Source organism: Kosakonia sp. R1.Fl, from assembly GCF_023516815.1.
Classification (GTDB): domain Bacteria; phylum Pseudomonadota; class Gammaproteobacteria; order Enterobacterales; family Enterobacteriaceae; genus Kosakonia.
Genome location: NZ_JAMGSQ010000001.1, coordinates 2022730 through 2045768 on the forward strand (window position 1 = coordinate 2022730; position 23039 = coordinate 2045768).

20 protein-coding genes are annotated in these 23039 nt (G+C 53.9%); 16 read left to right on the plus strand and 4 right to left on the minus strand.

What is annotated here, in order from left to right; all coding sequences use genetic code 11:
• Positions 1-930, plus strand: coding sequence for a homoserine kinase (gene thrB, locus M8Q36_RS09445; protein ID WP_249880718.1), 930 nt, complete (start codon positions 1-3; stop codon positions 928-930).
• Positions 931-933: 3 nt separating this feature from the next.
• The gene (gene thrC / locus M8Q36_RS09450) at positions 934-2220 is read left to right on the plus strand and encodes a threonine synthase (RefSeq protein WP_249880719.1); all 1287 of its coding nucleotides are present in this window, start codon (positions 934-936) and stop codon (positions 2218-2220) included.
• A 42-nt stretch (positions 2221-2262) separates the two neighbouring features.
• On the opposite strand, the gene yaaA is transcribed toward thrC, so the two are convergent.
• Together yaaA and M8Q36_RS09460 are read right to left on the minus strand one after the other, a co-directional pair.
• Positions 2263-3036: a peroxide stress protein YaaA gene (gene yaaA / locus M8Q36_RS09455; RefSeq protein WP_249880720.1), complete on the minus strand. Its 774-nt coding sequence runs from the start codon at positions 3034-3036 to the stop codon at positions 2263-2265.
• A gap of 80 nt (positions 3037-3116) precedes the next feature.
• A complete protein-coding gene (locus M8Q36_RS09460) occupies positions 3117-4547 on the minus strand; it encodes an alanine/glycine:cation symporter family protein (protein ID WP_249880721.1) in 1431 nt (476 codons plus the stop codon).
• A 297-nt stretch (positions 4548-4844) separates the two neighbouring features.
• Between M8Q36_RS09460 and tal the strand changes: the two genes are divergently transcribed.
• The 3 genes from tal (at position 4845) to M8Q36_RS09475 (ending at position 7928) form a co-directional block, all read left to right on the plus strand.
• A complete protein-coding gene (gene tal, locus M8Q36_RS09465) occupies positions 4845-5798 on the plus strand; it encodes a transaldolase (RefSeq protein ID WP_249880722.1) in 954 nt (317 codons plus the stop codon).
• 108 nt (positions 5799-5906) lie between these two features.
• On the plus strand, positions 5907-6494 hold the full coding sequence (mog, locus tag M8Q36_RS09470) for a molybdopterin adenylyltransferase (protein ID WP_097406956.1): 588 nt from the start codon (positions 5907-5909) through the stop codon (positions 6492-6494).
• A 126-nt stretch (positions 6495-6620) separates the two neighbouring features.
• Positions 6621-7928, plus strand: coding sequence for an MFS transporter (locus M8Q36_RS09475; RefSeq protein ID WP_249880723.1), 1308 nt, complete (start codon positions 6621-6623; stop codon positions 7926-7928).
• 49 nt (positions 7929-7977) lie between these two features.
• Here M8Q36_RS09475 and satP read toward each other — a convergent pair whose 3' ends face one another.
• Positions 7978-8544, minus strand: coding sequence for an acetate uptake transporter (gene satP / locus M8Q36_RS09480; protein ID WP_249880724.1), 567 nt, complete (start codon positions 8542-8544; stop codon positions 7978-7980).
• Between the two features lie 295 nt (positions 8545-8839).
• Here satP and dnaK point away from each other — a divergent pair, with 295 nt between their 5' ends.
• The 4 genes from dnaK (at position 8840) to nhaR (ending at position 14234) form a co-directional block, all read left to right on the plus strand.
• Positions 8840-10753 (plus strand): molecular chaperone DnaK, encoded by a 1914-nt coding sequence (gene dnaK, locus M8Q36_RS09485; RefSeq protein WP_097406957.1) that lies wholly within the window; start codon positions 8840-8842, stop codon positions 10751-10753.
• A gap of 85 nt (positions 10754-10838) precedes the next feature.
• Positions 10839-11984: a molecular chaperone DnaJ gene (gene dnaJ / locus M8Q36_RS09490; protein ID WP_017457872.1), complete on the plus strand. Its 1146-nt coding sequence runs from the start codon at positions 10839-10841 to the stop codon at positions 11982-11984.
• A 165-nt stretch (positions 11985-12149) separates the two neighbouring features.
• Complete coding sequence (gene nhaA, locus M8Q36_RS09495; RefSeq protein ID WP_249880725.1) at positions 12150-13313, plus strand: Na+/H+ antiporter NhaA; 1164 nt, start codon at positions 12150-12152, stop codon at positions 13311-13313.
• Between the two features lie 21 nt (positions 13314-13334).
• Positions 13335-14234, plus strand: coding sequence for a transcriptional activator NhaR (gene nhaR, locus M8Q36_RS09500; RefSeq protein WP_249880726.1), 900 nt, complete (start codon positions 13335-13337; stop codon positions 14232-14234).
• 47 nt (positions 14235-14281) lie between these two features.
• On the opposite strand, the gene rpsT is transcribed toward nhaR, so the two are convergent.
• The gene (gene rpsT / locus M8Q36_RS09505) at positions 14282-14545 is read right to left on the minus strand and encodes a 30S ribosomal protein S20 (protein WP_003856458.1); all 264 of its coding nucleotides are present in this window, start codon (positions 14543-14545) and stop codon (positions 14282-14284) included.
• A 326-nt stretch (positions 14546-14871) separates the two neighbouring features.
• Here rpsT and ribF point away from each other — a divergent pair, with 326 nt between their 5' ends.
• The 7 genes from ribF to dapB all read left to right on the plus strand — a co-directional run bounded on the left by ribF (position 14872) and on the right by dapB (position 22596).
• Positions 14872-15813: a bifunctional riboflavin kinase/FAD synthetase gene (gene ribF, locus M8Q36_RS09510; protein ID WP_249880727.1), complete on the plus strand. Its 942-nt coding sequence runs from the start codon at positions 14872-14874 to the stop codon at positions 15811-15813.
• A gap of 45 nt (positions 15814-15858) precedes the next feature.
• The gene (ileS, locus tag M8Q36_RS09515) at positions 15859-18675 is read left to right on the plus strand and encodes an isoleucine--tRNA ligase (protein ID WP_249880728.1); all 2817 of its coding nucleotides are present in this window, start codon (positions 15859-15861) and stop codon (positions 18673-18675) included.
• Positions 18675-19175, plus strand: a complete 501-nt coding sequence (gene lspA, locus M8Q36_RS09520) for a signal peptidase II (protein WP_086870449.1) — start codon at positions 18675-18677, stop codon at positions 19173-19175. The genes ileS and lspA overlap by 1 nt, the downstream gene beginning before the upstream one ends.
• 73 nt (positions 19176-19248) lie before the next feature.
• Positions 19249-19719, plus strand: a complete 471-nt coding sequence (gene fkpB, locus M8Q36_RS09525; protein ID WP_020456500.1) for an FKBP-type peptidyl-prolyl cis-trans isomerase — start codon at positions 19249-19251, stop codon at positions 19717-19719.
• On the plus strand, positions 19700-20650 hold the full coding sequence (ispH, locus tag M8Q36_RS09530) for a 4-hydroxy-3-methylbut-2-enyl diphosphate reductase (RefSeq protein ID WP_045509993.1): 951 nt from the start codon (positions 19700-19702) through the stop codon (positions 20648-20650). Before fkpB ends, ispH begins: the two co-directional genes overlap by 20 nt.
• Positions 20651-20723: 73 nt before the next feature.
• Entirely contained in the window at positions 20724-21638 is a 915-nt protein-coding gene (rihC, locus tag M8Q36_RS09535) for a ribonucleoside hydrolase RihC (protein WP_249882746.1), read from the plus strand.
• A 136-nt stretch (positions 21639-21774) separates the two neighbouring features.
• Positions 21775-22596 carry a 4-hydroxy-tetrahydrodipicolinate reductase gene (dapB, locus tag M8Q36_RS09540; RefSeq protein ID WP_249880729.1) on the plus strand — a complete coding sequence of 274 codons (822 nt, stop codon included), beginning with the start codon at positions 21775-21777 and terminating at the stop codon, positions 22594-22596.
• The last annotated feature ends 443 nt before the right edge of the window (positions 22597-23039 follow it).

Below are 23039 nucleotides of genomic sequence, written 5' to 3' on the forward strand. Positions count from 1 at the left end.
ATGGTGAAGGTGTATGCTCCGGCCTCCAGTGCCAATATGAGCGTAGGTTTTGATGTGCTTGGCGCGGCGGTTACGCCTGTGGATGGCACATTGTTGGGTGATAATGTCAGTGTGGAAGCGGCCGATCATTTCAGCCTGATGAATGTGGGCCGCTTCGCCAGTAAATTACCGACTGAGCCGAAAGAAAATATCGTTTATCAGTGCTGGGAACTGTTCTGCCAGGAGATCGGCAAGCAGGTACCCGTCGCGATGACGCTGGAAAAAAACATGCCGATCGGTTCCGGGCTCGGCTCCAGCGCCTGTTCGGTGGTCGCGGCGCTGGTCGCCATGAATGAGTTCTGCGGTAAGCCGCTGAACGAAACACGTATGCTGGCGCTGATGGGCGAGCTGGAAGGGCGTATCTCCGGTAGCGTGCATTACGATAACGTCGCGCCTTGCTACCTCGGCGGCATGCAATTGATGATCGAGGAAAGCGGCATTATCAGCCAGCAGGTGCCAGGCTTTGATGAGTGGCTGTGGGTTTTGGCGTATCCAGGCATTAAAGTCTCGACAGCCGAAGCGCGCGCTATTCTGCCAGCGCAATATCGCCGTCAGGATTGCATTGCTCATGGTCGCCACCTGGCGGGCTTTATCCATGCTTGCTACAGCCGTCAACCTGCGCTGGCAGCAAAATTAATGAAAGATGTGATTGCCGAACCGTACCGCATGAAGTTGCTGCCGGGGTTTGGGGAAGCACGTAAAGCAGTGGCGGATATTGGCGCACTGGCCTGCGGGATCTCGGGTTCCGGACCAACGCTGTTTGCTTTGTGCGACAAGGCGGATACCGCTCAGCGCGTTGCCGACTGGCTCGGCAAACACTATCTGCAAAATCAGGAAGGCTTCGTTCATATTTGCCGGCTGGACACGGCGGGCGCTCGCGTAGTGGGATAACCAATGAAACTTTACAACTTAAAAGATCATAACGAACAGGTCAGCTTTGCGCAGGCCGTCACCCAGGGGCTTGGCAAAAATCAGGGGCTGTTCTTCCCGCACGATCTGCCGGAATTTAACCTGACCGAGGTCGATGAGATGCTGGCGCAGGATTTCGTCACCCGCAGTGCGAAAATCCTTGCGGCGTTTATTGGCGATGAAATTCCTGAGGATGCGCTGGAAGCCCGCGTGCGTGCCGCGTTTGCTTTCCCTGCGCCGGTAAAACCGGTGGAGAGCGACGTTGGCTGCCTGGAGCTTTTCCACGGACCTACGCTGGCGTTTAAAGATTTCGGCGGGCGTTTTATGGCGCAGATGCTGAGTGCTATCAGCGGCGACAAACCGGTGACCATTCTGACGGCGACGTCTGGCGATACGGGCGCTGCGGTGGCACATGCCTTCTACGGAATGAAGAACGTGCGTGTGGTGATCCTCTATCCGCAGGGCAAAATCAGCCCGCTGCAGGAAAAACTGTTCTGTACATTGGGCGGTAATATCGAAACTGTCGCTATCGATGCGGATTTCGATGCCTGCCAGGCACTGGTTAAACAGGCATTCGATGATGAAGAGCTGAAAACGGCACTGGGCTTGAACTCGGCAAACTCGATCAACATCAGCCGTCTGCTGGCACAGATTTGTTATTACTTTGAAGCGGTTGCACAACTGCCGCAGGAAGCACGCAATCAACTGGTGGTTTCCGTGCCGAGCGGTAACTTCGGTGATCTGACCGCCGGTTTGCTGGCGAAATCTCTGGGGCTGCCGATCAAGCGTTTTATCGCCGCCACCAACGCCAATGACACGGTTCCGCGCTTCCTGAAAGAGGGGCAATGGCAGCCTAAAGCGACGCAGGCGACATTGTCGAATGCGATGGATGTGAGCCAGCCGAATAACTGGCCGCGTGTCGAAGAGTTGTTCCGTCGTAAGATCTGGCGCTTAAACGAGCTGGGTTATGCAGCGGTGGATGACGAAACCACGAAAGCCACGATCCGCGAGCTGAAAGGCAAGGGCTATATTTCTGAACCGCATGCTGCCATCGCTTACCGTGCGCTGCGCGATCAGCTGCAACCGGGCGAGTACGGCCTGTTCCTCGGCACCGCGCATCCGGCGAAGTTCAAAGAGAGTGTTGAGGAGATTCTGGGAGAAACCCTGCCGCTGCCGAAAGAGCTGGCCGATCGCGCCAACTTACCACTGCTTTCGCATCAGTTGCCTGCGGATTTCTCCGCCCTGCGTCAGTTGATGATGAGCAAAGCGTAATGTCTCTGTTTCCCCTGCCTGCTGGCAGGGGAAACATAACGCTTACTGCTCGTGACGCTTAAACACCATTTCGTCCTGCGCGGACGCTTCTTCATCAAAGAAATACCCTTCGCTATCAAACCCGGTTAACTGCTCCGGTTTCGTCAAACGCTGCTCAATGATGTAGCGGCTCATCAACCCGCGTGCTTTTTTGGCGTAGAAGCTGATGACCTTAAACTTGCCATTCTTCTCATCAAGGAACACAGGTTTGATTACCCTGGCTTTCAGTTTCTGGGTTTTGACCGAGCGGAAATATTCGTCAGAGGCCAGATTGATGACAATATCGTCGCCCTGGGCGGCAATGGCGTCGTTGAGTTTGTGGGTAATGGTCTCGCCCCAGAATTGATACAGATCCTTACCTTTGGCGTTCTCCAGCCGGATGCCCATCTCCAGACGATAGGGCTGCATCAGATCCAGCGGGCGCAGCACGCCGTATAACCCGGAAAGCATGCGCAGATGCTGTTGGGCAAAGTCGAAATCCGCCTCGCTGAAGGTTTCCGCCTGCAGACCGGTGTAGACATCGCCTTTGAACGCCAGAATCGCCTGGCGCGCATTTTCCGGGGTGAAATCAGGCTGCCAGTCGTGAAAGCGGGTCGCGTTAAGATCGGCGAGTTTATCGCTGATGCCCATCAGCGCTTTGATTTGCGGCGCAGAGAGCTTGCGGGCGGTCTTAATTAATTGCTGGGCGTGATCCAGCAGTTCCGGCTGGGTAAAGCGCGTGGTCGCCAGCGGGCTTTGGTAATCGAGCGTTTTAGCAGGTGAAATCAAAATCAGCATACTCAGTCCTTGCTGTGCGAGAAATTTCCGCTGACTTTAGCAAAAAAACCAACAGACTTGATCGATAGTTGCGATTAGCGCTACGAACGGGTAATGTCATCCCAGCTCCCCGGCGCCAGCTGGCGTTTGATCTCCGGGTAGCGCTTCGGATCAAAGACCGGCATGACGCCAAGTTTACGCTGGCGCTGGTAATCACGTGCCAGCAGTCTCACCACTGGCGAAAGCAGCAGGATCGCGGTCAGGTTGGTAATAGCCATCAACGCCATCATCACATCGGCGATATGCCAGATTAGCGGCAGGCTGAAAAACGAACCCATCAGCACCATCAGCAAAACAGCCGTGCGCAGTAACCAGATATTCCTTGCGCTATTACGGCGCAAAAAGATCAAGTTGTTTTCCGCGTAGGTGTAGTTCGCCACAATCGACGTAAACGCAAACAGCGCCACGATGGCGGCAACGAACCCCGCGCCCCAGCTTCCTGTCAGTGACACCATCGCCTGCTGCATCAATTGTGTTCCGCCGATCGCGCCTGTAGCTGGCGCATTTCCCGCGAGCAACAGAATAAACGCGCTGGCGGTACAGACCAGAAAGGTATCGGTTACGACGCCGATCATCTGCACAAAACCTTGTGCGACAGGATGTGGAGGCCATGATGCCGCAGTGGCGGCGGCGTTGGGGGACGATCCCATACCCGCTTCATTCGCGAGCATGCTACGTTGAAAACCGCTGGTGATGGCTTGGCTCAGGGTGTAAGCCATGGTTCCGGTTGCTGCTTCCTGCCAGCCAAAAGCGCTTTTGACAATGTTCACAAGAACCGTGGGCAGCAGATTGGCATGCCACAGGCTGACGCCAAAACTCACGACAATCCAGGCCAGCGCCATTACCGGCACCAGCCACTGCATCAAGCGCGCAACATTGTTAAGCCCTTTGAGCATGAACAGAAAAGCACACGCAGCAAGCACGATCCCACTGATAAACCCAGGAACGTTCCACGCATAACGCATGGCCTGTGCCACCGCCGTTGACTGAATAGTGTTAAACACCAGTCCGTAGGTGAGCAGCAAAAAGAGGGCGAACAGCACGCCCATCCAGCGCATGCCCAGCCCACGTTCCATATACCAGGCGGGGCCACCGCGCAGCTGCTGGTTGGCATCTCGCTCTTTGTACAATTGCGCCAGCGAACATTCGGCAAAGCTAATGATCATGCCGATGACGGCGGAAACCCACATCCAGAAAATCGCCCCCGGGCCGCCGGTGGTCAGTGCAAACGCCACGCCCGCCAGGTTACCGCTGCCGAGCCTTGTCGCAAGGCTCAGACATAACGCCTGATACGATGAGAGCGCACCAGGCTGTGCAACACGGCTGCTTTTCAGACTTTGGCCAAAATCGCGAATGAAACGGAAGGGGACAAACCGGCTGCGGAACGCAAACCAGATACCTGCCGCCGCCAGCAGGTAAACCATCAATGAACCCCAAAGGATTTCACTGATGAAGGAGAAAAATTCAGGCATTAACATTCCTCTTGTTGATGCCGGGGGTTGGCCTGGGGCGTGACTTCAGGAGTGTTCTCATCACTTCGCAGGCAATTAATTGAGTGAGTTTACCATACAATTTTCAGAGCATTGTCTGCGGTTGCGCTGGCAAGGCGTCGTGTTATCATCATGGGCAGACCGGTTACATCCCCCTAACAAGTATACTCGTCATACTTCTCGTTCAGGTGCGCTGGCTGCGTTAATGCGCCAGGCGCAGCAACGCGTCGTCGGTCTTAGCGTGGAGTATTAGGGTATCGTTTAAAGAGAAATATTATCATGACGGATAAATTGACCTCTCTGCGTCAGTACACCACAGTCGTGGCTGATACCGGAGATATCGCGGCAATGAAGCTGTACCAGCCGCAGGATGCAACAACCAACCCTTCTCTGATTCTTGGGGCTGCCCAAATCCCGGAATACCGCAAACTGATTGACGACGCCGTAACCTGGGCGCGCAGCCAGAGCAGCGATCGTACGCAGCAGGTTGTGGATGCAACAGACCGACTGGCAGTGAATATCGGTCTGGAAATCCTCAAACTGATCCCTGGCCGTATCTCCACCGAAGTGGATGCGCGTCTCTCTTACGACACCGACGCGTCTATCGCGAAAGCAAAACGCCTGATCAAAATGTACAACGATGCGGGTATCAGCAACGATCGTATCCTGATCAAACTGGCGTCCACCTGGCAGGGCATCCGCGCTGCAGAACAGCTGGAAAAAGAGGGTATCAACTGTAACCTGACGCTGCTGTTCTCCTTTGCCCAGGCGCGCGCATGTGCAGAAGCTGGCGTGTTCCTGATCTCTCCGTTCGTTGGTCGTATTCTCGACTGGTACAAAGCCAATACCGACAAGAAAGAGTACGCACCGGCAGAAGATCCGGGCGTGGTTTCCGTCACGGAAATCTACCAGTACTACAAACAGCACGGCTATGAAACCGTGGTGATGGGCGCAAGCTTCCGTAACACCGGCGAAATCATTGAGCTGGCGGGCTGTGACCGTTTGACCATCGCGCCAGCACTGCTGAAAGAACTGTCTGAAAGCGCGGGCACTATTGAACGTAAACTCGCTTACACCGGCGAAGTGAAAGCGCGTCCTGAGCGCATCACCGAAGCGGAATTCCTGTGGCAGCACAACCAGGATCCGATGGCAGTTGATAAACTGGCGGACGGTATCCGTAAGTTTGCCGTTGACCAGGAAAAACTGGAAAAAATGATCGGCGATCTGCTGTAATCATCAGGCGTGGCCGGGTTCCCGGTCACGCTTCTTCTCTCTGCTCTGTTTGCCTTTCCCCTCAGCGTGTATCATTTCGTTAAATTGTTTTTTTTGCACGGAATGAATATGGACACACTACGCATTGGTTTAGTTTCGGTTTCCGATCGCGCCTCCAGCGGCGTTTATCAGGACAAAGGTTTGCCCGCACTGGAAGCGTGGCTGGCAAGTGCCCTGACAACCCCTTTTCAGATTGAAACCCGCCTGATCCCCGATGAGCAAAGCATCATCGAACAAACCCTGTGCGAGCTGGTGGATGAAATGAGTTGCCATCTGGTGCTGACCACTGGCGGAACCGGGCCTGCGCGCCGCGATGTAACACCGGATGCGACGCTGGCGGTAGCCGATCGCGAAATGCCCGGGTTTGGCGAACAGATGCGGCAAATCAGCCTCAATTTTGTGCCGACCGCGATCCTTTCCCGCCAGGTCGGCGTGATCCGCAAGCAGGCGCTGATCCTCAATTTGCCCGGTCAGCCGAAATCGATAAAAGAAACGCTGGAAGGGCTTAAAGATGAAGATGGTACAGTGAAAGTGCCAGGTATTTTTGCCAGTGTACCGTATTGTGTACAGTTGCTGGATGGGCCATACGTCGAAACGGATCCGCAAGTAGTAGCATCATTTAGGCCTAAAAGCGCAAGGCGTGAAATATTATCCTAAAAAAAATTCTTTTCTGAGATAAGCAGTGCCGTGTATGGAGTGTTGATTTATTTACGGTATAGTAATTTTTAATTTACAGAATCCGTAATAATTAAATTAACACTTCCTCTTTACAAACGGTTTGCTATGTCAACTTATACACGCCCTCTGAACAGACAAGACTATAAAACGCTGACGCTGGCTGCGCTGGGTGGTGCGCTGGAGTTCTACGATTTCATCATTTTCGTCTTCTTTGCCGCCGTCGTCGGTGAACTCTTTTTCCCTGCTGATATCCCGGAATGGCTGCGCCAGGTGCAGACTTTTGGCATTTTTGCCGCAGGTTACTTGGCTCGTCCGCTTGGCGGCATTGTGATGGCGCACTTTGGCGATTTGGTCGGGCGCAAGAAGATGTTTACGCTCAGTATCCTGCTAATGGCGCTGCCGACGCTGGCGATTGGTTTGCTGCCGACCTATGCCTCGATAGGCATTGTTGCGCCGTTGCTGCTGCTGTTCATGCGTGTGCTGCAAGGCGCGGCGATTGGTGGTGAAGTGCCTGGTGCCTGGGTTTTTGTGGCCGAACATGTTCCGGCTCGCCGTATTGGTATTGCCTGCGGGACACTGACAGCGGGGCTGACGGTAGGCATTTTGCTCGGTTCCGTGGTCGCTACGCTGGTGAATACCAGCATGACGCAGCAGGCTATTCACGATGGCGGCTGGCGTATTCCGTTCCTGTTGGGCGGGGCGTTTGGTCTGGTGGCTATGTACTTGCGTCGCTGGTTACAGGAAACGCCGATTTTCCTTGAGCTCCAGCAGCGAAAAGCGCTGGCGCAGGAGTTGCCGGTCAAATCCGTGGTAATGAAACATAAAAAAGCGGTGGTGGTTTCGATGCTGCTGACCTGGCTATTGTCCGCCGGGATTGTGGTAGTGATCCTAATGTCGCCGGTTTGGCTACAAAAACAGTATGGCATCGCACCAGCGCTGACGCTGCAGGCGAACAGTATCGCCACCGTGATGCTCTGTTTTGGTTGCCTTGCGGCCGGGCTGCTGGTGGACAAATTTGGTGCCAGCCGTACCTTCATCGTTGGCAGCATTCTGCTGGCCTGTTCCAGCTGGTTTTTCTATCACCTGGTCGGTAGCCATCCTGAACAACTGTTTATTTTGTATGGCGTGGTGGGTTTATGCGTTGGTGTGGTGGGCGCGGTGCCCTACGTCATGGTGCGTGCCTTCCCGGCAGAAGTGCGTTTCACCGGTATTTCATTCTCTTATAATGTTTCGTACGCCATTTTCGGCGGGCTGACGCCTATTGCCGTTACGATGCTGATGGGCGTTTCGCCGATGGCTCCCGCATGGTATGTGCTGGCGCTGTCGCTGCTTGGCCTGGGATTGGGGATTTTGCTGCGTCAGGATCTTCATCACCAGGATAACGTGACTGAAGGGGCGGTACAGCAATCATAAAAAAACGGAGCCAAATGGCTCCGTTTTGTTTTATCCATGCGCGGAGAAATTAGTGCTTCTCGCCAATTGGCAGTACGGTGCGTTCGAACTGTTCGTTCAGCACTTCGCCCATCGCCAGATAGATTGCGCTGGCACCACATACCAGACCGATCCAGCCTGCAACGTGAACAATGCCTTCGTTATCAGCCAGGTGGCCAATTGCCAGCAGCGCGAACAGCACCGTCAGGCTCAGGAAGACGAATTGCAGCGCGCGTACACCTTTCAGGGTGCCGAAGAACATAAACAGTGTGAATACGCCCCAGATGCCTAAATAAACGCCCAGGAAGTGGCCGTTTGTTGCATCTGCCAGCCCCATTTTCGGGAACAGCAGAATCGCTACCAGCGTCAACCAGAAAGAGCCGTAGGAGGTGAACGCGGTCAAACCGAATGTGTTGCCTTTTTTATACTCAAGCAGGCCGGCAAAAATTTGTGCGATACCACCATAGAAAATGCCCATCGCCAGGATAATGACATCCATCGGGAACAAACCAATATTGTGCAGGTTAAGCAGAATAGTGGTCATGCCGAAGCCCATTAAGCCCAGCGGAGCCGGATTAGCCAACTTAGTGTTGCCCATAATTCCTCAAAATAAATCAATATGAAAAGGGAAAATGAAAGCCCCGCGTCGGTATTGAGGAGGCGGGGCGCGGCATCATAAATAGCGCCATTGAACCTGTCTATGATCTGAACAGGTGTAAATTAAAAAATTTTTTACCGCTCCCCCTTGATGCGCGAGCTTGCGACCCCATCTTGTAGTCAACCGCAGTGTGTGAGCCTGAAAAAAAACAATACAGGGTAGTTGAAACCGCACGTTTCGCCCTTATTACAGGTTCACAACCACATGATGACGAATTTTTAGTGGAGACGTTTAGATGGGTAAAATTATTGGTATCGACCTTGGGACAACCAACTCTTGTGTAGCCATTATGGATGGCGCTCAGGCTCGTGTGCTGGAGAACGCCGAGGGCGATCGCACCACGCCTTCTATTATCGCTTACACACAGGATGGCGAAACTCTGGTAGGTCAGCCGGCTAAACGTCAGGCAGTGACGAACCCGCAAAACACCTTGTTTGCGATCAAACGCCTGATTGGCCGTCGCTTCCAGGACGAGGAAGTCCAGCGTGACGAATCTATCATGCCGTACAAAATCATCGCAGCCGACAACGGCGATGCGTGGATTGATGTAAAAGGCACCAAAATGGCGCCGCCGCAGATCTCTGCGGAAGTGCTGAAAAAAATGAAGAAAACCGCTGAAGATTACCTGGGTGAACCGGTAACTGAAGCTGTTATCACCGTTCCGGCTTACTTTAACGATGCGCAGCGTCAGGCAACTAAAGATGCCGGCCGTATCGCAGGCCTGGAAGTTAAACGTATTATCAACGAACCGACAGCGGCAGCGCTGGCGTACGGTCTGGATAAAGAAACCGGCAACCGTACTATTGCGGTATATGACTTGGGTGGCGGTACTTTCGATATCTCTATCATCGAAATCGATGAAGTTGATGGCGAAAAAACCTTCGAAGTTCTGGCAACCAACGGTGATACCCACTTGGGTGGTGAAGACTTCGACAGCCGTCTGATCAACTACCTGGTAGAAGAGTTCAAGAAAGATCAGGGTATCGATCTGCGTAACGATCCGCTGGCGATGCAGCGTCTGAAAGAAGCGGCAGAAAAAGCGAAAATTGAGCTCTCTTCCGCGCAGCAGACTGACGTGAACCTGCCGTATATCACTGCAGATGCGACCGGTCCGAAACACATGAATATCAAAGTGACTCGCGCGAAACTGGAAAGCCTGGTTGAAGACCTGGTTAACCGTTCCATCGAGCCGCTGAAAGTTGCGCTGCAGGATGCGGGTCTGTCCGTATCTGACATCAACGACGTGATCCTGGTCGGTGGCCAGACGCGTATGCCGATGGTGCAGAAAAAAGTGGCTGAGTTCTTCGGTAAAGAGCCGCGTAAAGACGTTAACCCGGACGAAGCCGTTGCTATCGGTGCTGCGGTGCAGGGCGGTGTTCTGACTGGTGAAGTGAAAGACGTTCTGCTGCTGGACGTTACCCCGCTGTCGCTGGGTATCGAAACCATGGGCGGCGTAATGACTGCGCTGATCAACAAAAACACCACTATCCCGACCAAGCACAGCCAGGTGTTCTCTACTGCGGAAGACAACCAGTCTGCGGTAACCATCCATGTGCTGCAGGGTGAGCGTAAACGTGCGTCTGATAACAAATCGCTGGGTCAGTTCAACCTCGATGGTATCAACCCGGCACCGCGCGGTATGCCGCAGATTGAAGTTACCTTCGATATCGACGCTGATGGTATTTTGCACGTGTCTGCGAAAGACAAAAATACCAACCGCGAGCAGAAGATCACCATCAAGGCTTCTTCTGGTCTGAACGAAGATGAAATCCAGAAAATGGTACGCGATGCTGAAGCAAACGCTGAAGCTGACCGTAAATTTGAAGAACTGGTGCAGACCCGTAACCAGGCAGACCATCTGCTGCACAGCACCCGTAAGCAGGTTGAAGAAGCAGGCGATAAGCTGCCAGCTGAAGACAAAACTGCTATCGACGCTGCGCTGAGCGAGCTGGAAACGGCGCTGAAAGGCGAAGACAAGGCTGACATCGAAGCGAAAATGCAGGCGCTGGCGCAGGCTTCCCAGAAACTGCTGGAAATCGCACAGCAACAGCACGCGCAGCAGCAGGCGGGCGCTGATGCTTCTGCGAACAACGCGAAAGACGACGATGTTGTTGACGCCGAGTTTGAAGAAGTAAAAGACAAAAAATAATCGCCCTGATGCAGGGTAGATAACCAGCACGGGCGTCGGGGTTTTCTCCACGCCCGTGCTCGTATGTTAAGGGGCAGATAAACCGATGGCGAAGCAAGACTATTACGAGATTTTAGGCGTTCCGAAAACAGCGGAAGAGCGTGAAATCAAAAAGGCGTATAAACGCCTGGCCATGAAATATCACCCGGACCGCAATCAGGGCGATAAAGAGGCCGAAGCCAAATTCAAAGAAATTAAAGAAGCCTACGAAGTCCTGACCGATGCCCAAAAACGTGCGGCTTACGATCAGTACGGTCATGCGGCGTTTGAACAAGGTGGCATGGGCGGGGGTGGGTTCGGCGGCGGCGGTTTTGGCGGCGGCGCGGACTTCAGCGATATTTTCGGCGACGTGTTTGGCGATATCTTCGGCGGTGGCCGTGGTCGTCAGCGCGCGGCGCGCGGCGCGGATTTGCGCTACAACATGGATTTGACGCTGGAAGAAGCGGTTCGTGGCGTCACGAAAGAGATCCGCATTCCTACGCTTGAAGAGTGCGACGTGTGCCACGGCAGTGGCGCGAAAGCGGGTACGCAGCCGCAGACCTGTCCGACCTGTCACGGTTCCGGCCAGGTGCAGATGCGCCAGGGCTTTTTTGCCGTGCAGCAGACCTGTCCGCACTGTCAGGGTCGGGGTACGCTGATTAAAGATCCATGCAACAAATGTCATGGTCATGGCCGCGTCGAAAAATCCAAAACCCTGTCCGTTAAAATCCCGGCAGGCGTGGATACTGGCGATCGCATTCGTCTGAGTGGTGAAGGTGAAGCGGGTGAACACGGTGCACCGGCAGGCGATCTGTACGTTCAGGTGCAAGTAAAACAGCACCCGATCTTTGAACGTGAAGGCAACAACTTGTACTGCGAAGTGCCGATCAACTTTGCCATGGCGGCGCTGGGCGGTGAAATCGAAGTGCCGACGCTGGATGGTCGCGTGAAGCTGAAAGTACCGACCGAAACCCAGACGGGCAAACTGTTCCGTATGCGCGGCAAAGGGGTGAAATCCGTTCGCGGCGGCGCACAGGGCGATTTGCTGTGTCGCGTGGTTGTAGAAACGCCGGTCGGCCTGAACGACAAGCAGAAACAGCTGCTGAAAGATCTGCAGGATAGCTTTGGCGGCCCGACAGGCGAAAATAATAGCCCGCGTTCCAAAAGCTTCTTCGACGGCGTGAAGAAATTCTTTGACGATTTAACCCGTTAAGTCTTCTTCATGATGCGTTATCAGGCCCGGCTTCTGCCGGGCTTTTTTTATCCGCTTTTCAATTGCTCGGAAAAAGAGAGTTTATCAGCAACAATAATCTGATTTTGTCGAGGATTAGAGCGGAGTAAGATAGCCGCCACGACGTTACAGGGATCGGAGAACAAGATGAAATTATTGCAACGCTTCTTTAGCAGCGATGCCTCGGGTGGCATTGTGCTGATCATTGCGGCGGCGCTGGCGATGCTGTGCGCCAACCTCGGTGCTACGCAGGATTTATACAGCTCTTTTCTGCAAACACCTGTTGAGCTGAAAGTCGGCTCGCTGGAGATCAAAAAAGATATGCTGCTGTGGATCAACGATGCGTTGATGGCAATCTTTTTCCTGATGGTCGGTCTGGAGGTGAAATATGAACTGGTTCAGGGCACGCTCGCCAGCCGCCAGCAGGCTGTATTCCCGGTAATTGCTGCACTCGGCGGCATGGTGGCTCCGGCGCTGATCTTTTTGCTGTTTAACCACGATAACCCCCTGGCGAGCCACGGTTGGGCCATTCCCACCGCTACCGATATCGCCTTCGCTCTCGGGGTGCTGGCCTTGTTGGGCAACCGGGTTCCGCCTGTGTTGAAAGTGTTTTTGATGGCGTTGGCAATCATTGATGATCTGGGCGCGATTATTATTATCGCGTTGTTCTATACCAGCGACCTCTCAACGCTGGCGCTGGGCGTAGCCGCCGGCGCGATTGTTGTCCTTGCTATCATGAATGCGTTGAATATTCGACGCATTGGTCTTTACATGTTGGTCGGCGTTGTCTTGTGGACAGCGGTGCTGAAATCCGGTGTGCATGCGACACTCGCGGGTGTGGTTGTCGGTTTCTTTGTCCCACTACGCGAAGAAAAGGGTGTTTCACCGTTACACCAATTGGTGGACGCGATTAACCCGTGGGTTGGCTGGCTGATCCTGCCGTTGTTCGCATTCGCTAACGCGGGTGTCTCATTACATGGAATGTCGTTGTCCGGGCTGGGAGATATTTTGCCATTGGGTATTATCGCCGGTTTGGTTATCGGCAAGCCGCTTGGGATCTCGCTGTTTTGCTGGCTGGCGCTGCGTTTGAAACTGGCAAGATTGCCGCAGGGCGCGGTGTTCAAACAAATTATGGCGGTCGGCGTGCTGTGCGGTATCGGCTTTACCATGTCGATATTTATCTCCTCACTGGCCTTTGGCGACGCGCATGCAGAGATGGTTGCCTGGAGCAAGCTTGGGATCCTGACGGGTTCTATTATCTCGGCGATAACAGGTTATTGTCTGCTGCGTACGCGTATTATCCGTGCCTGATGGCGAACAGGACAAAGGACGATGTCGTACATAAATTACAATCATCTCTATTACTTCTGGCATGTCTATCGGGAAGGCTCCGTCGTTGGTGCGGCGGAGGCGCTCTTTCTGACGCCACAAACCATCACCGGGCAGATCAAAGCGCTCGAAGATCGTTTACAGGGCAAGCTTTTCAAGCGTAAAGGAAGAGGGCTGGAACCCACCGAGCTGGGCGCGCTGGTTTTCCGTTACGCCGACAAAATGTTCACCCTGAGCCAGGAGATGCTCGACATCATTAATTACCGCAAAGAGTCGAACCTGCTGTTTGATGTCGGCATCGCCGATGCGCTCTCGAAAAGGCTGGTAAGCGGTATTCTTGATGCGGTTGTGCAGGAAGGGGAGCAGATTCACTTGCGCTGCTTTGAGTCCACCCATGAACTGCTGCTGGAACAGTTGAGCCAGCATCAACTTGATATGATTATCTCCGATTGCCCTATCGACTCTACGCAGCAGGAAGGGCTGTTTTCGGTAAAAATTGGCGAGTGCAACGTCAGTTTCTGGTGCAGCGATTCATCGCTCAAAAAACCGTTTCCGGCTTGCCTGGAAGAAAGACGCTTGTTAATACCTGGTCGACGTTCAATGCTCGGACGTAAGTTGCTGAACTGGTTTAACGCCCAGGGATTGCAGGTAGAAATATTGGGTGAGTTTGACGATGCGGCGCTGATGAAAGCCTTTGGCGCGGCGCATAACGCCATCTTTGTTGCACCGACGTCATATGCGGATGACTTCTATGCGGACGATCGCATGGTAGAAATTGGTCGGGTGGAAAACGTGATGGAGGAGTACCACGCCATTTTCGCAGAACGAATGATCCAGCATCCGGCGGTACAGCGCATCTGCAATCGGGATTACTCCGCGCTTTTTACGCCAGTGCAGAAATAAAAAAACCCGCCGAAGCGGGTTTTTTCACAAAGCCAACAATGTAGCGATTAAGCCAGTTTGTTGATCTGCGCGGTCAGGTTAGCCTTATGACGCGCTGCTTTGTTTTTGTGGATCAGACCTTTAGCGGCCTGACGATCCACGATCGGTTGCATTTCGTTAAATGCATTCTGCGCAGCGGCTTTGTCGCCAGCTTCAATTGCTGCGTATACTTTCTTGATGAAAGTACGCATCATTGAACGGCGGCTAGCGTTGTGCTTGCGAGCCTTTTCAGACTGAACGGCGCGCTTCTTAGCTGATTTGATATTAGCCAAGGTCCAACTCCCAAATATGATCTATATGGACAATTCAAAGGCCGGGGAATATGCCCTTTTCGCCTTCTTTTGTCAATGGATTTGTGCAAATAAGCGCCGTTAAAGTACAACGCTCGTTACGTATTGATGGCGCAGGATTCTAACAGCTTGCGTGTCGCGAATACAGCTTTTCCGCCAGAAAAATCGTTATCTAAGGCAGATTTTCATGGCACAGGCAGGCAGCCCGATGAAATCCTTCTCCTTTCTGCGCTGTTAAGGCAATCGTCGGTTAACGTCGCCCGCTGTACAAGGTATAATCCGACGATTTTCACTGTTTTGAGCCAGACATGAAGCTGATACGCGGCATACATAATCTCAGCCAGGCACCGCATGGGTGTGTGCTGACTATTGGTAATTTCGATGGTGTGCATCGTGGCCATCAGGCGCTATTACAAGGGCTTGGCGCTGAAGGGCGTGCCCGTGGCCTGCCGGTGGTCGTGATGATTTTTGAGCCGCAGCCGCTGGAATTGTTCGCCGGGGAAAAAGCCCCTGCGCGGCTGACCCGCCTGCGCGAAAAGCTGCGCTTGCTGGCCGATTGCGGTGTGGACTACGTACTCTGCGTGCGCTTCGCTCGCCGTTTTGCGGCGCTCACTGCACAAACGTTTGTCAGCGATTTGCTGGTGGAACGCCTTGGAGTGAAATTCCTCGCAGTCGGCGATGATTTCCGTTTTGGCGCTGGTCGCCAGGGGGATTTCTTGTTATTACAGAAGGCCGGTGAAAAGTACGGTTTCAGCGTCACCAGCACGCAAACCTTCTGCCAGGGCGGCGTGCGCGTTAGCAGCACGGCAGTGCGGCAAGCGCTGGCGGAAGATAACCTGGAACTGGCTGCAAATTTACTGGGTCACCCCTTTACCATTTCCGGGCGCGTTGTGCACGGTGATGAGCTGGGGCGCACCATTGGTTTCCCGACGGCGAACTTACCGCTGCGCCGTCAGGTCTCCCCGGTCAAAGGGGTGTATGCGGTCGAAGTGGCTGGACTGGGCGATGCTGTCCTTCCCGGCGTTGCCAACATTGGCACTCGCCCAACAGTCGCGGGTGTGCGCCAGCAACTGGAAGTGCATTTGCTTGACGTTGTAATGGACCTCTACGGGCGCCATATAGATGTAGTACTGCGTAAAAAATTACGCAACGAACAGCGATTTGCCTCGCTTGACGAGCTAAAAGCGCAAATCGCCCGAGATGAGGTAGCGGCCCGCGACTTTTTTGGGCTATCTAAACCGGCTTCTTAAGGCCTGGTGGTATTAATCAAACCGAAATACGGAACCGAGAATCTGATGAGTGACTATAAATCTACCCTGAATTTGCCGGAAACAGGGTTCCCGATGCGCGGCGATCTCGCCAAGCGCGAACCGGGAATGCTGGCGCGTTGGACTGATGATGACCTGTACGGCATCATCCGTGCGGCGAAAAAAGGCAAAAAAACCTTCATTCTGCATGATGGCCCTCCATATGCGAATGGCAGCATTCATATTGGTCACTCGGTTAACAAAATTCTCAAAGACATTATTGTGAAGTCCAAAGGACTCGCAGGATTTGACTCGCCTTATGTTCCGGGTTGGGATTGCCATGGTTTGCCGATCGAGCTGAAAGTAGAGCAGGAATATGGCAAACCGGGTGAGAAGTTTACCGCCGCCGAATTCCGCGCCAAATGCCGCGAATACGCCGCCACGCAGGTTGATGGTCAGCGTAAAGACTTTATCCGTCTTGGCGTATTGGGCGACTGGTCGCACCCTTACCTGACCATGGATTTCAAAACCGAAGCCAATATCATTCGCGCGCTCGGTAAAATCATTGGCAACGGGCATCTGCTGAAAGGTGCCAAACCGGTGCACTGGTGCGTCGACTGCCGTTCCGCACTGGCGGAAGCGGAAGTGGAGTACTACGACAAAACCTCTCCGTCTATTGATGTCGCGTTCCACGCCGTCGACCAGGACGCAGTGAAAGCGAAGTTTGGTGCCGCAACCGTTAATGGTCCAATCTCGCTGGTTATCTGGACCACCACGCCATGGACGCTGCCTGCGAACCGCGCCATTTCTCTCTCTCCGGAGTTTGACTATGCGCTGGTGCAGATTGACGGTCAGGCGCTGATCCTGGCGAAAGATCTGGTCGATAGCGTGATGAAACGCATCGGCGTTGGTGATTATTCGGTGCTGGGTACGGTAAAAGGTTCCGAACTGGAACTGATGCGCTTTAAGCACCCGTTCCTCGACTTCGATGTTCCGGCGATCCTCGGCGATCACGTTACGCTGGAAGCCGGTACCGGCGCGGTGCATACCGCGGGTGGTCACGGCCCGGATGACTATACCATTAGCCTGAAATACGGTCTGGAAATCGCCAACCCGGTTGGCCCGGATGGTACATATCTGCCGGGGACTTATCCGACGCTGGATGGCGTTAACGTCTTTAAAGCGAACGATCTCATCGTGGCGCTGCTGACTGAAAAAGGCGCGCTACTGCACGTTGAAAAAATGCAGCACAGCTACCCGTGCTGCTGGCGTCACAAGTCGCCGATCATCTTCCGTGCGACGCCGCAGTGGTTCGTTAGCATGGATCAGAAAGGGCTGCGTGCGCAGTCGCTGAGTGAAATCAAAGGTGTGCAGTGGATCCCGGACTGGGGCCAGGCGCGTATCGAATCGATGGTTGCTAACCGCCCGGACTGGTGTATTTCCCGTCAGCGCACCTGGGGTGTGCCGATGTCGCTGTTCGTGCATAAAGACACCGAAGAGCTGCACCCGCGCACGCTGGAATTGATTGAAGCCGTCGCCAAACGCGTTGAAGTTGACGGCATTCAGGCATGGTGGGATCTCGACCCGCGCGACATCATGGGTGACGATGCCGACAACTATGTGAAAGTGCCGGATACGCTGGACGTCTGGTTTGACTCCGGCTCAACCCACGCCTCTGTTGTCGATGTGCGCCCGGAGTTCGCCGGTCATGCAGCAGATATGTATCTGGAAGGTTCGGATCAGCATCGCGGCTGGTTTATGTCCTCGCTGATGATCTCCACAGCGATGAAAGGCAAAGCGCCGTACCGCCAGGTGTTAACGCACGGCTTCACCGTTGATGGTCAGGGACGCAAAATGTCCAAATCCATCGGTAACACCGTTTCACCGCAGGAAGTGATGAACAAACTCGGCGCGGATATTCTGCGTCTGTGGGTGGCCTCTACCGACTACACCGGTGAGATGGCGGTTTCCGATGAGATCCTGAAACGTGCTGCCGACAGCTATCGCCGTATCCGTAACACCGCGCGCTTCCTGCTGGCGAACCTGAACGGTTTCGATCCGGCAAAAGACATGGTGAAACCGGAAGAGATGGTGGTGCTGGATCGCTGGGCTGTCGGCTGCGCGAAAGCAGCACAAGAAGACATTGTTAAAGCCTACGAATCCTATGACTTCCATGAAGTGGTACAGCGTCTGATGCGCTTCTGCTCTATCGAAATGGGGTCGTTCTATCTCGACATCATTAAAGACCGCCAGTACACCGCGAAAGCGGACAGCGTGGCGCGCCGTAGCTGCCAGACCGCGCTGTATCACATCTGTGAAGCACTGGTGCGCTGGATGGCGCCGATCATGTCTTTCACCGCCGATGAGATCTGGGGTTATCTGCCAGGTTCCCGCGAGAAATATGTGTTCACCGGCGAATGGTATGAAGGTCTGTTTGGCCTGGCTGACAGCGAAGCGATGAACGATGCGTTCTGGGACGAGCTGCTGAAAGTGCGTGGCGAAGTGAACAAAGTTATCGAGCAGGCGCGCGCCGACAAGAAAGTTGGTGGGTCGCTGGAGGCGGCGGTGACGCTGTTTGCCGAGCAGGAACTGGCCGCGAAGCTGACGGCGCTGGGCACGGAATTGCGATTTGTCCTGTTGACCTCCGGCGCGAAAGTTGCGGATTATGCCAGCGCTTCTGCGGATGCACAGCAGAGCGAGCTGCTCAAAGGGCTGAAAGTCGCATTGAGCAAAGCCGAAGGTGAGAAATGCCCGCGCTGCTGGCATTACACCACCGATGTCGGTCAGGTGGCGGAACACGCAGATATTTGCGGACGCTGTGTAAGCAACGTCGCCGGTGACGGCGAAAAACGTAAGTTTGCCTGATGAGTAAATCGATCTCTTCAACAGGGCTGCGCTGGCTGTGGCTGGTGGTGGTCGTGCTGATTATCGATCTGGGCAGCAAATACCTGATCCTCCAGAACTTTGCTCTGGGGGATACGGTGTCGCTGTTCCCGTCGCTTAATTTGCACTACGCGCGTAATTATGGCGCGGCATTCAGTTTTCTGGCGGACAGCGGCGGCTGGCAACGCTGGTTCTTCGCGGGTATCGCTATCGGTATCTGCGTGGTGCTGGCGGTGCTGATGTATCGCGCTAAGGCCTCGCAAAAACTGAACAATATCGCCTATGCGCTGATTATTGGCGGCGCGCTGGGTAATCTGTTTGATCGTCTGTGGCATGGCTTTGTCGTCGATATGATCGATTTTTATATGGGCGACTGGCATTTTGCTACCTTTAACCTTGCCGATACTGCAATTTGTATTGGCGCGGCACTGATTGTGCTGGAAGGTTTCCTTCCCTCAACGGCCGCCAAGAAACAAGCATAAGCCAACCGCTTTGTAGGCCCGGTAAGCTAAGGCTGCCGGGCAATACAACACGAAAACATAAAGAGCAACCTGCATGTCTAAATCCGTACAGAGCGATAGCGCGGTGCTGGTGCACTTCACGCTTAAGCTCGAAGATGGCTCTCTTGCCGAGTCAACCCGCAACAATGGCAAACCGGCGCTGTTTCGCCTTGGCGACGGTTCACTCTCCGAAGGACTGGAACAACATCTGCTTGGCCTGAAAGCCGGGGAGAAAAAAGTCTTTTCTCTGGAGCCAGACGCCGCATTCGGCACGCCGAGCCCGGATCTGATTCAGTACTTCTCGCGCCGTGAATTTATGGATGCCGGGGAGCCGGAAGTCGGTGCGATTATGCTCTTTACCGCAATGGACGGCAGCGAAATGCCGGGCGTGATCCGTGAAGTCAACGGCGATTCGATTACCGTCGATTTCAACCATCCGCTGGCGGGCAGAACCGTTCATTTTGATATCGACGTGCTGGAAGTTGATCCGGCACTGGAGGAAACAAATGCAGATCCTGTTGGCTAACCCGCGCGGTTTTTGCGCCGGCGTTGACCGCGCTATCAGCATTGTTGAAAACGCGCTGGCTCTCTACGGCGCACCGATTTATGTGCGCCATGAAGTGGTGCATAACCGCTATGTTGTCGATAGCCTGCGTGAACGTGGCGCAATCTTTATTGAGCAAATCAGCGAAGTGCCGGATGGCGCGATCCTGATTTTCTCCGCCCACGGCGTCTCTCAGGCGGTGCGTAACGAAGCGAAAAGCCGCGATTTGACCGTCTTTGACGCCACCTGCCCGCTGGTCACCAAAGTGCATATGGAAGTGGCACGCGCCAGCCGTCGTGGCGAAGAAGCGATTCTGATTGGTCATGCTGGTCATCCGGAAGTGGAAGGCACCATGGGCCAGTACAGCAACCCGAAAGGGGGAATGTACCTGGTCGAATCGCCGGAAGATGTCGACACGCTGGATATCAAAGACGCGGGTAAACTGTCGTTTATGACGCAAACTACGCTCTCCGTGGATGATACGTCAGATGTGATTGACGCGCTGCGCGCGCGCTTCCCGCAAATTGTCGGCCCGCGCAAAGACGATATTTGCTACGCCACTACCAACCGGCAGGAAGCTGTGCGTGCGCTGGCGGAGCAGGCGGAAGTGGTGCTGGTGGTCGGTTCGAAAAACTCCTCTAACTCTAACCGTCTGGCCGAACTGGCACAGCGGATGGGGAAAGCGGCGTATCTCATCGACGACGCCTCGGATATTCAGGAGGCATGGGTAAAAGGCATTAACTGCGTGGGTGTCACCGCCGGGGCTTCCGCGCCGGATATCCTGGTGCAAAATGTTATTGTCCGCTTGCAGGAACTGGGCGGCGGCGAAGCGATCCCGCTGGAAGGGCGCGAAGAGAATATTGTCTTCGAAGTGCCGAAAGAGCTGCGGGTGGATGTTCGCGAAGTCGAATAACGTTTTACGCGAAGCTTTATGCGAAGATGCCAGACTGAGTCTGGCATTTTTTATGGATAATTCTGGAGGCGTGATGCGTTTTCCCATGATTCTCGACACCGATCCCGGTATCGATGATGCCGTTGCCCTTGCCGCCGCGCTGTTCGCGCCGCAGTGCGATCTCAAACTTATCACCACCGTAGCCGGTAATGTTTCGCTGGAAAAAACCACCCGTAACGCGCTGCAACTACTGAATTTCTGGCATGCGGATATCCCGCTGGCGCAGGGCGCGGCAACACCTCTGCTGCGGCCGTTGTACAGCGCCGCCGACGTACACGGCGAATCCGGCATGGATGGCTACGATTTTATTGAGCATCAGCGCCAGCCATTGGCTGTCCCTGCTTTTCAGGCAATCCGCGACGTACTGCTGGCTTCGCCGGAACCGGTAACGCTGGTCACTATCGGCCCGTTAACTAATATTGCGCTACTGTTGACGCACTACCCGGAGTGTCAGTTCAACATTCGCCGTCTGGTGATGATGGGGGGCTCTGCCGGGCGCGGCAATTTTACGCCCAATGCCGAATTTAATATCGCCATCGATCCCGAGGCCGCTGCGCGCGTGTTCAATAGCGGGCTGGAGATCGTGATGTGCGGGCTGGATGTGACCAACCGCGCAACGTTGACACCGGAATATCTGGCGGCACTGCCGGCGCTCAACAACACCGGCAAAATGTTACATGCGCTCTTTAGTCACTATCGCAGCGGCAGTATGGCGACCGGGCTGCGGATGCACGATCTCTGCGCTATCGCCTGGCTGGCTCGTCCGGAACTGTTTACGCTGAAACCCTGTTTTGTCGCTGTGGAGACGCAGGGGCAATACACCGCAGGAACGACGGTGGTGGATATTGAAGGCAAACTGGGGCGACAACCCAATGCACAGGTGGCGCTGGACATCGACGTAGAGGGTTTTCGTCATTGGGTAGCCGAGGTGCTGGCGCTGGCACCTTAACGTCATGCCTTTTACTGATATTTCCGGCTGTATATCATTAATTTCTTATTATCGGCGTTTTCGGCTGGTGGCTCCGACACGGGCTGGTTAATCTGGAAACGATTCTTACGCATTTTTTTAACAAAAGAGCACAACTATGCATGATGCACCAATCCGCGTAGCCATCGCGGGCGCTGGCGGGCGTATGGGCCGCCAGCTGATTCAGGCGGCACTGGCAATGGATGGCGTCGAACTTGGCGCGGCGCTGGAGCGCGAAGGTTCTTCTCTGCTGGGAAGCGACGCAGGTGAACTGGCGGGCGCGGCGAAAACCGGTGTGACCGTGCAGAGCAGCCTTGAGGCGGTGAAAGAGGATTTCGATGTCTTTATCGATTTCACCCGCCCGGAAGGCACGCTGACGCACCTGGCTTTCTGTCGCCAGCACCGTAAAGGGATGGTAATTGGCACTACCGGTTTTGATGATGCAGACAAGCAGGCCATTACCGAAGCGGCACAATATATCGCCATTGTTTTTGCTGCCAACTTTAGCGTTGGCGTCAATGTCATGCTGAAGCTGCTGGAGAAAGCGGCGAAAGTCATGGGTGATTATACCGATATCGAAATTATCGAAGCGCACCATCGCTACAAAGTCGATGCGCCGTCGGGAACGGCGCTGGCGATGGGCGAGGCGATTGCCGGTGCACTGAATAAAGATTTAAAAACGTGTGCCGTTTATGCGCGTGAAGGGCACACCGGCGAGCGTGTTCCCGGCACGATTGGTTTTGCCACGGTGCGAGCAGGCGACATCGTCGGCGAACATACAGCGATGTTCGCCGATATTGGCGAACGTGTTGAAATCACACATAAAGCCTCCAGTCGCATGACGTTTGCCAATGGCGCGGTTCGTTCTGCTTTGTGGCTGAAAGGAAAGAGTAATGGACTTTTTGACATGCGAGACGTGCTTGATCTTAACAATTTATAAGATTTATTACCCATCGTGATGTGGTTGTTGCAGTCATAATCGATTGATTGCAAAGGGCAATATTTTATTGCCCTTTTATTTTTCCTTTTTCATCCTTCATTTTATCCAAACCTGCCATAATCTCTGTTTATCTCTCTGTTTTATGTTTCTCAATTGTAAATTTTGACCATCTGGTCTACTTTTTTGCTATCTGCCGTAAGAAAATGCAATTTTCTCAGCGCGCAAGCGTTTTCCTGGTGAGTTTGTCTGATCTTTTTATCGATTAAATCCAGTAAAAAGGGGCAGTGGCGTAAAACAATAAGAAAAATACCGGAGAAAAGTTGACTTTTAACCGACATCTCTCCAGAATGCCGCCGTTTGCCAAAAATCCACGGCAAGCAAATTTGCATTGATTCAGGCTCTCAATATGAATTAATATGCAAATAAAGTGAGTGAATATTCTC